The sequence below is a fragment of the Bradyrhizobium nitroreducens genome (genome assembly GCF_002776695.1).
GTDB classification, from domain to species: Bacteria; Pseudomonadota; Alphaproteobacteria; order Rhizobiales; family Xanthobacteraceae; genus Bradyrhizobium; species Bradyrhizobium nitroreducens.
Window position 1 is genome coordinate 1,477,892 of record NZ_LFJC01000003.1, and the last position, 6,782, is coordinate 1,484,673.

At 63.4% G+C, this 6,782-nt stretch carries 7 protein-coding genes; 5 read left to right on the plus strand and 2 right to left on the minus strand.

What is annotated here, in order from left to right:
• Positions 1–91 precede the first annotated feature (91 nt).
• Complete coding sequence (locus TSA1_RS07465) at positions 92–868, minus strand: Crp/Fnr family transcriptional regulator (protein ID WP_100175787.1); 777 nt, start codon at positions 866–868, stop codon at positions 92–94.
• Positions 869–1,057: 189 nt separating this feature from the next.
• Entirely contained in the window at positions 1,058–1,354 is a 297-nt protein-coding gene (locus TSA1_RS07470; protein WP_174719286.1) for a gamma-butyrobetaine hydroxylase-like domain-containing protein, read from the minus strand.
• Positions 1,355–1,554: 200 nt separating this feature from the next.
• Between TSA1_RS07470 and TSA1_RS07475 the strand changes: the two genes are divergently transcribed.
• The 5 genes from TSA1_RS07475 (at position 1,555) to TSA1_RS07495 (ending at position 6,705) form a co-directional block, all read left to right on the plus strand.
• Positions 1,555–2,328, plus strand: coding sequence for a ferredoxin--NADP reductase (locus tag TSA1_RS07475; protein ID WP_100181019.1), 774 nt, complete (start codon positions 1,555–1,557; stop codon positions 2,326–2,328).
• Between the two features lie 102 nt (positions 2,329–2,430).
• On the plus strand, positions 2,431–4,173 hold the full coding sequence (locus tag TSA1_RS07480) for a fumarate reductase/succinate dehydrogenase flavoprotein subunit (RefSeq protein WP_174718800.1): 1,743 nt from the start codon (positions 2,431–2,433) through the stop codon (positions 4,171–4,173).
• Between the two features lie 31 nt (positions 4,174–4,204).
• Positions 4,205–4,438, plus strand: a complete 234-nt coding sequence (locus TSA1_RS07485; RefSeq protein ID WP_007593252.1) for a 4Fe-4S dicluster domain-containing protein — start codon at positions 4,205–4,207, stop codon at positions 4,436–4,438.
• Positions 4,439–4,440: 2 nt separating this feature from the next.
• On the plus strand, positions 4,441–5,418 hold the full coding sequence (locus TSA1_RS07490) for a HEAT repeat domain-containing protein (RefSeq protein ID WP_174718801.1): 978 nt from the start codon (positions 4,441–4,443) through the stop codon (positions 5,416–5,418).
• 114 nt (positions 5,419–5,532) lie between these two features.
• Positions 5,533–6,705, plus strand: a complete 1,173-nt coding sequence (locus TSA1_RS07495; protein ID WP_100175791.1) for a fumarylacetoacetate hydrolase family protein — start codon at positions 5,533–5,535, stop codon at positions 6,703–6,705.
• Positions 6,706–6,782 lie beyond the last annotated feature (77 nt).

Sequence of the window (6,782 nt, forward strand, 5' to 3'; positions counted from 1 at the left end):
TAGTTGCCGGGAAAAGGTGATTGCATACTCCTTGAGCAGTCCTGCACTATAAAGCCGCTTGCCTGTGCATCGGCCTTGGCCGCAAATTCCTCTAATCGGATCCGTGGCCGCGCATCTCCTCCAGCACGTCGGTGCGGCAGACCACGATCTGCGAGCGCTTGGTCAAAACGATTCCCTTCTCCTGCATGCGCTTGAGGCTGATCGTGACCCATTGTCTGGTGGCGCCGACCATGTGGGCGATATCGGCATGGGTGAAAGCCGCGGCGATCACGGTGCCGTCGGCGTCGTCGACGCCGTAGAGTTCGACGAGATGCAGCAACAGGTGCGCAAGGCGCTGGGTGATCGAGCGCGTTCCCAGCATCTGCGCCAGCGCCGAATAGCATTTGCCCTTGAAGGTGAGGCCTTCGATGAGGCCGATCGCAAGGTTCGGGATCTCCGCGGCAAGGGACCGCAGCTCCTTGCCGGGCAGGTGCACCACGCTGCAATTGCTGGATGCGACGCCGGACCATTGATGCACGGTGCCTTCGAACACTTCGGGACCGCCGACGAAATTACCGACATGCCAATAGGCGAGCGTGATCTCGCGCCCGAGCGGCGAGGTGTAGAACACCCGGATGCGCCCGCTCTCGATCAACCAGATGCCGTCATGCTTGCCGCCCTGGCTGAACAGCGTCTGGCCGCGATTGAGCACCTTTCGCCGGCCCTGCTTCAGCACCAACTCCCGCTCGCGCGGCGAGAGCTTGTCCATCAGCGGTGGCGGACCGCCGATCCATTGCTGGTTCTCGGTGAGCAGCAGCGAGGAGCTGCCCGCAGGCCGGACTGCCGCGGGAACGGCCCCGCGAACCACATTCGCCGCCTGCAACATCATCTGCCTCCGGAACGTTCAAACCGTTCTAAAGAGGAGCAATGTCCGTGCCAGATTTACTCCGTTGTCATCGCCCGCGAAGGCGGGCGATCCAGTATTCCAGGGGCAGCAATGGGTTACGGAGAGGCCGCAGCGTACTGGATTCCCCGCCTTCGCGGGGAATGGCAGTGGAGCAAGGACAACGGTCGGGCCTTAGCGCCCCGCCAAACTCAGCAAATAGGTCTTCGGATAGATCCCCCTGTTATGCCCGTCCGAGAACGCGATGTTCAGCCCGTAGCCGAGATCGCCGATCTCGGTGATCGCAATCCCCGGAAATGTCTCCGGGAAGCGGCCGTCGAAGCGGGCGCGGGTGCAGTGAGCACATTTGCAGGAGAGGCGAAGTTTTTCGGCGGGCACGCTCAGCGCGTCGTCCTGCGCGGTGCGGACGAGCAACGTCGCGAGATCATCGCTCGCTTCGTACTCGGACACGGTCGGGGCCACCAGAGTCATGGTCATGCGGAACCTCCGACTTCTCTCTATGTCGGCGCAGGCTTGCGCGAATAGCAACTAATTGCCGGCGCGGGCCTGACCGCGTGCCTCGCCTTCGATCACCGTCCGCGAAATGTGAAACTAATCGACCGGGAATCTCACTTCCGAATTGCCGGAGTCCGCGCTCTCCGTGACCTTGGCCGCATCGACAAGGAGAGATGATGAGCGCATTTCAGAAGGAAACGGTTTTGTCGGTCCGGCACTGGACCGAATCCCTGTTCAGCTTCACCGCGACGCGCGATCCCGGCTTTCGTTTCCAGAACGGCCAGTTTGCCATGATCGGGCTGGAGGTCGAGGGTAAACCGTTGATGCGAGCCTACAGCATGGCCAGCGCCAATCACGAGGAGGCGCTCGAGTTCTTCTCGATCAAGGTGCAGGACGGTCCGCTGACCTCGCGCCTGCAGAAGATCAGGGAGGGCGACATCATCCTGGTCGGCCGCAAGGCCACGGGCACGCTGATCACCGGTAACCTCATTCCGGGAAAACGCCTGCTGCTGCTCTCGACCGGGACGGGCCTTGCTCCATTCGCCAGCCTGATCAAGGACCCTGACGTCTACGAGAATTACGAGACCATCGTGCTGGCTCACGGCTGCCGCCAGGTTTCGGAACTGGCCTATGGTGAGCACGTCGTCGAGGGCCTGCGCGATCACGAGTTCTTCGGCCCGCTGATCCGCGACAAGCTGGTCTACTACCCGACCGTCACTCGCGAGCCGTTCCGGAACCGGGGCCGCATCACCGACCTGATCGCTTCGAACCAGCTGTTCGACGACATCGGGCAACCCGGCCTCGATGTCAGGAACGACCGCATCATGCTGTGCGGCAGCCCGGCAATGCTCGAGGAACTCCCCGCCATGTTCTCTGCACGCGGCTTTGTCGAGGGCAACCATAGCCAGCCTGGCCATTTCGTCATCGAAAAGGCCTTTGTCGAGCGCTGAGGCGCAAATCGCTGTCCGGCGACAACTAATTGCTATCGCCGCGGCGCCCCCTGAACAAGTCTGATGCAAAGGCGCCGAAGATCGGCGAACCAGGAGCAAGTGATGTCACTAGATCAGATCGTCGACGGACTTTCGGAGGTTTCCTGCGATGTGCTGGTGATCGGCGGCGGCACGGCCGGCCCGATGGCGGCGCTGAAAGCGAAGCTGAAGAACCCGAAGGCCAACGTCGTCCTGCTCGAAAAGGCCAACGTCAAGCGCTCCGGCGCGATTTCGATGGGCATGGACGGCTTGAACAACGCCGTCATCCCCGGCTATGCGACGCCGGAGCAGTACACCAAGGAAATCACCATCGCCAACGACGGCATCGTCGACCAGAAGGCGGTCTATAAATATGCGCAGAATTGCTTTGGCATCATCGAGGAGCTCGACAGCTTCGGCATCCGCTTCCTGAAGAACGAGAACGGCGACTACGCCGTCAAGAAGGTGCACCACATCGGCACGTACGTGCTGCCGATGCCGAATGGCGAAACCGTGAAGAAGGCGCTCTATCGCCAGCTCCGCCGTGCCCGCATCCTGATCTCGAACCGCTACATGGCGACGCGGCTCTTGAAGTCCGCCGACGGCCGTATCGCCGGGGCAGTGTCGGTCAACACCCGCACGGCCGAGATGCTGGTGATCAAGGCCAAGGCCGTGATCCTCTGCATGGGTGCCGCCGGTCGCCTCGGCCTGCCGACCTCCGGCTACATGTTCGGCACCTACGAGAACGCCGCCAATTCCGGCGACGGCTACGCCATGGCCTATCACGCCGGTGCCGCGCTCGCGAACCTCGAATGCTTCCAGATCAACCCGTTGATCAAGGACTACAACGGCCCGGCCTGTGCCTATGTCGCCGGTCCCTTCGGCGCCTACACCGCCAACAACGAGGGCTCGCGCTTCATCGAATGCGACTACTGGTCCGGCCAGATGATGCTGGAGTTCTACAACGAGTTGCTGTCGGGCAAGGGCCCTGTATTCCTTCAGCTCAAGCACCTCCACCCCGACACCATCTCGGAGATCGAGTCCACGCTGCACAAGGTCGAGCGTCCGACGCGCGGCCTGTTCCAGCAGGGTCGCGGCGTCGACTACCGCAGCGAGTCCATCGAGATGCACATTTCCGAGATCGGCTTCTGCTCCGGCCACAGCGCCTCCGGCGTGTTCGTCGACGACAACGCCCGTACCACCGTGCCCGGCCTCTACGCTGCCGGCGACATGGCGAGCGTGCCGCACAATTACATGCTCGGCGCCTTCACCAACGGCGCGGTCGCCGGCATCGACGCGATGGAGTTCGCCGACAGCCATGATTTTGCGAAGTTCGACGCCGCCGATGTCGCGATGGAGCGCGACCGCGTGATGGCGCCGACCAAGCGCGAGGACGGCATTCCGCCGAACCAGATCGAGTACAAGACCCGGCGCCTGGTCAACGACTATCTGCAGCCGCCGAAGGTCACGCGCAAATACGAGCTCGGCATGCGTCGTCTCGCCGAAGCGCGCGAGGACATGCAGGAGCGCATGATCGCACGCAACGCGCACGAGCTGCTCCGCGCCCTCGAAGTGCAGTCGATCATGGATTGCGCCGACATGGCCGCGCACGCCTCGCTCTATCGCGAGGAGAGCCGTTGGGGTCTCTATCACTGGCGTACCGACTTCCCGGAGAAGGACAACGAGAACTGGTTCTGCCACACGCTGCTGTCGAAGCAGAACGGCAAGATGACCAGCGAGAAGCGCGCCGTCGAGCCTTACGTCGTGCCGATCGCCGACGACGAGAAGGACCTCTACGACAAGCAGCGCATCCGCGCCACCGCCTGATCCACCGCAACAGAACAACAGGAGACAGCAAATGCCTCTCGCTTCATACCAGACGTCGGTTCCGGTGGTGGTCGACGACGCCAAATGCATCGCCGACAAGGGCTGCACCGTCTGCGTCGACGTCTGTCCGCTCGACGTCCTGCGCATCAGCGACATGACCAACAAGGCCTACATGGCCTATGACGAGTGCTGGTACTGCATGCCCTGCGAAGCCGATTGCCCGACCGGCGCCGTCACCGTCAACATTCCCTATCTGTTGAGGTGAGCATGTCGAGCCCGTTCGAATCCTACGACGATCTCGACGACGCCGACGAGCGTCTTCAGGCCGCCGATCCTGCGGAGCGCCGCGTCGCCATCATTGCGCTCGGTCATTCCGGCGACCCGGCCGCTGTCGCGCACCTCGCCAATATGGTCGCCGATCCCGATGCCGGCGTGCGCCAGCAAGTCGCGATGGCGCTCGGCGAGTTCGACGGGCCGGAGGCCGCGAGCGCGCTGGTGAAGCTGCTGGTCGATCCCGAGAGGATCGTCGCAGCGGCGGCGGCCGACAGCATGGCCGAGTTCAAGGATCCCGCCTGCGCTGAGATCATCCTGCCGCTGGTGAGGCATGCCCACGCTTTCGTTCGCATGGGCGCGCTGCGGGCACTGAAGGAGCTGCGTTGCAAGGATACGCTGAAGCCCGCGCTGGAAGCGCTGCAGGACTCGGACGCCGCCGTGCGCGTGCAGGCGATCGGCGTGATCGGCTTCCTCAAGCTGGAGGAATCCATCCCCGCGCTGACTGCGCTGATCAACGACCCCGACGCGCACGTCCGCCGCGCCGCCGTTAGCGCGCTGGCCTTCTCGCAGCTGAAGCCGGCGGCCGAAACGATCACGCGAGCATTGAAGGATGCCGACTGGATGGTCCGCGAGATGGCGGCGGAAACGCTCGGACTCAACGTCAATGGTTCGCTGGCCGCCGACCCACTGGTCACGTGTCTCGCGGACGAGTTCTGGCAGGTGCGACTGAAGGCGATCCGAAGCCTCGGCCGGATGAAGATCGAGCGCGCGGTGCGCCCGATCGGCAATTGTGTCAATCATGATCAGGCGAACCTGCGGAAGGAGGCCGCTGCGGCACTCGGCGAGATCGCCCATCCCGATGGCGAGGCGTTCCTGGCCGTCATTGCCGATGATCCTGATCCCGATGTGCGCAAGAATGCGCGTTGGGCGCTGCAGCAGATCGCGGCGCGAAAGGCGCGGGCAGGGGCATAGCAGCGGGGCATCCTGCCGCTCTGGACTTCCCCCGCCAGACGTTTATTGGTCTTCGCCAATGGGATCGGTCGCCTATGAACGCGGCCGGTCCTCAAAAGCAGCGAGGACGCGACCATGACGACTTTGACGGTGAAGGACCTTCTCCCCGAGGATGGAACGAAGGGGACCCTGGTCGGACGCGTCTGGCTGCCGCAGGTCAATGGTCCGGCCGTGGTCGCCGTGCGCGGTGATGGCGTGTTTGACGTCACGGCGCAGTTTCCGACCGTCAGCGCGCTGTGCGAGGAAGACAATCCGGCCAAGGCGCTGGCCGCGACCGCGGGCGAGCGCATCGGCGATCTCGAAGCGATCGTGGCCAACACCGCTCCCGACGGACGCGACCCCAAGAAGCCGTGGCTGCTTGCACCGGTCGATCTCCAGACCCTGAAGGCCGCCGGCGTCACCTTTGCGATCTCGATGCTGGAGCGCGTGATCGAGGAGCGCGCCAAAGGCAATCCGGCCTCCGCCGAAGCGATCCGGAAAGAAGTGACGCGGCTGATCGGCGACGATCTGTCAAAGCTCAAGCCGGGCTCGGACCAGGCCATGCATCTGAAGCAGGTGCTGATCGACCAGAACGCCTGGAGTCAGTATCTCGAAGTCGGCATCGGCCCCGATGCCGAGGTCTTCACCAAGGCGCCGACCATGTCGTCGGTCGGCACCGGCATGGATGCGGGCCTGCATCCGAAATCGACCTGGAACAACCCGGAGCCGGAGCTGGTGCTGTTCGTCTCCAGCCGCGGCAGGATCGTCGGCGGCGCGCTCGGCAACGACGTGAATCTGCGCGACTTCGAGGGCCGCTCGGCGCTGCTGCTGTCGAAGGCCAAGGACAACAACGCGTCCTGCGCGATCGGCCCGTTGCTGCGTCTGTTCGACGACACCTTCACGCTCGACGATGCGCGCAGGCTGGACATCAGCCTGAACGTAAAGGGCACCGACGGCTTTGTCCTCGACGGCCATTCCTCGATCAGCAAGATCAGCCGCGATCCGACCGATCTCGTCGCGCAGACCATCGGCAAGATCCATCAATACCCCGACGGTTTTGTCCTCTTCCTCGGCACCATGTTCGCACCCGTCAAGGATCGCGATGCTCCAGGGCAGGGCTTCACCCACAAGCGCGACGACATCGTCACGATCGCAGCGCCGCAACTCGGCAAGCTCGTCAACCGCATGCGCACCAGCGACGAGTGCGAGCCCTGGACCTTCGGCATCGGCGCGCTGATGAAGAATTTGGCGCAGCGGAAGCTGATCTAGTGTCCTGAACCAAAAGTTCGTGGCATTTTAGGCCTTGGCGGGCAAACTGTAAGCGCAGAAGCGCTCGATCGAACTAA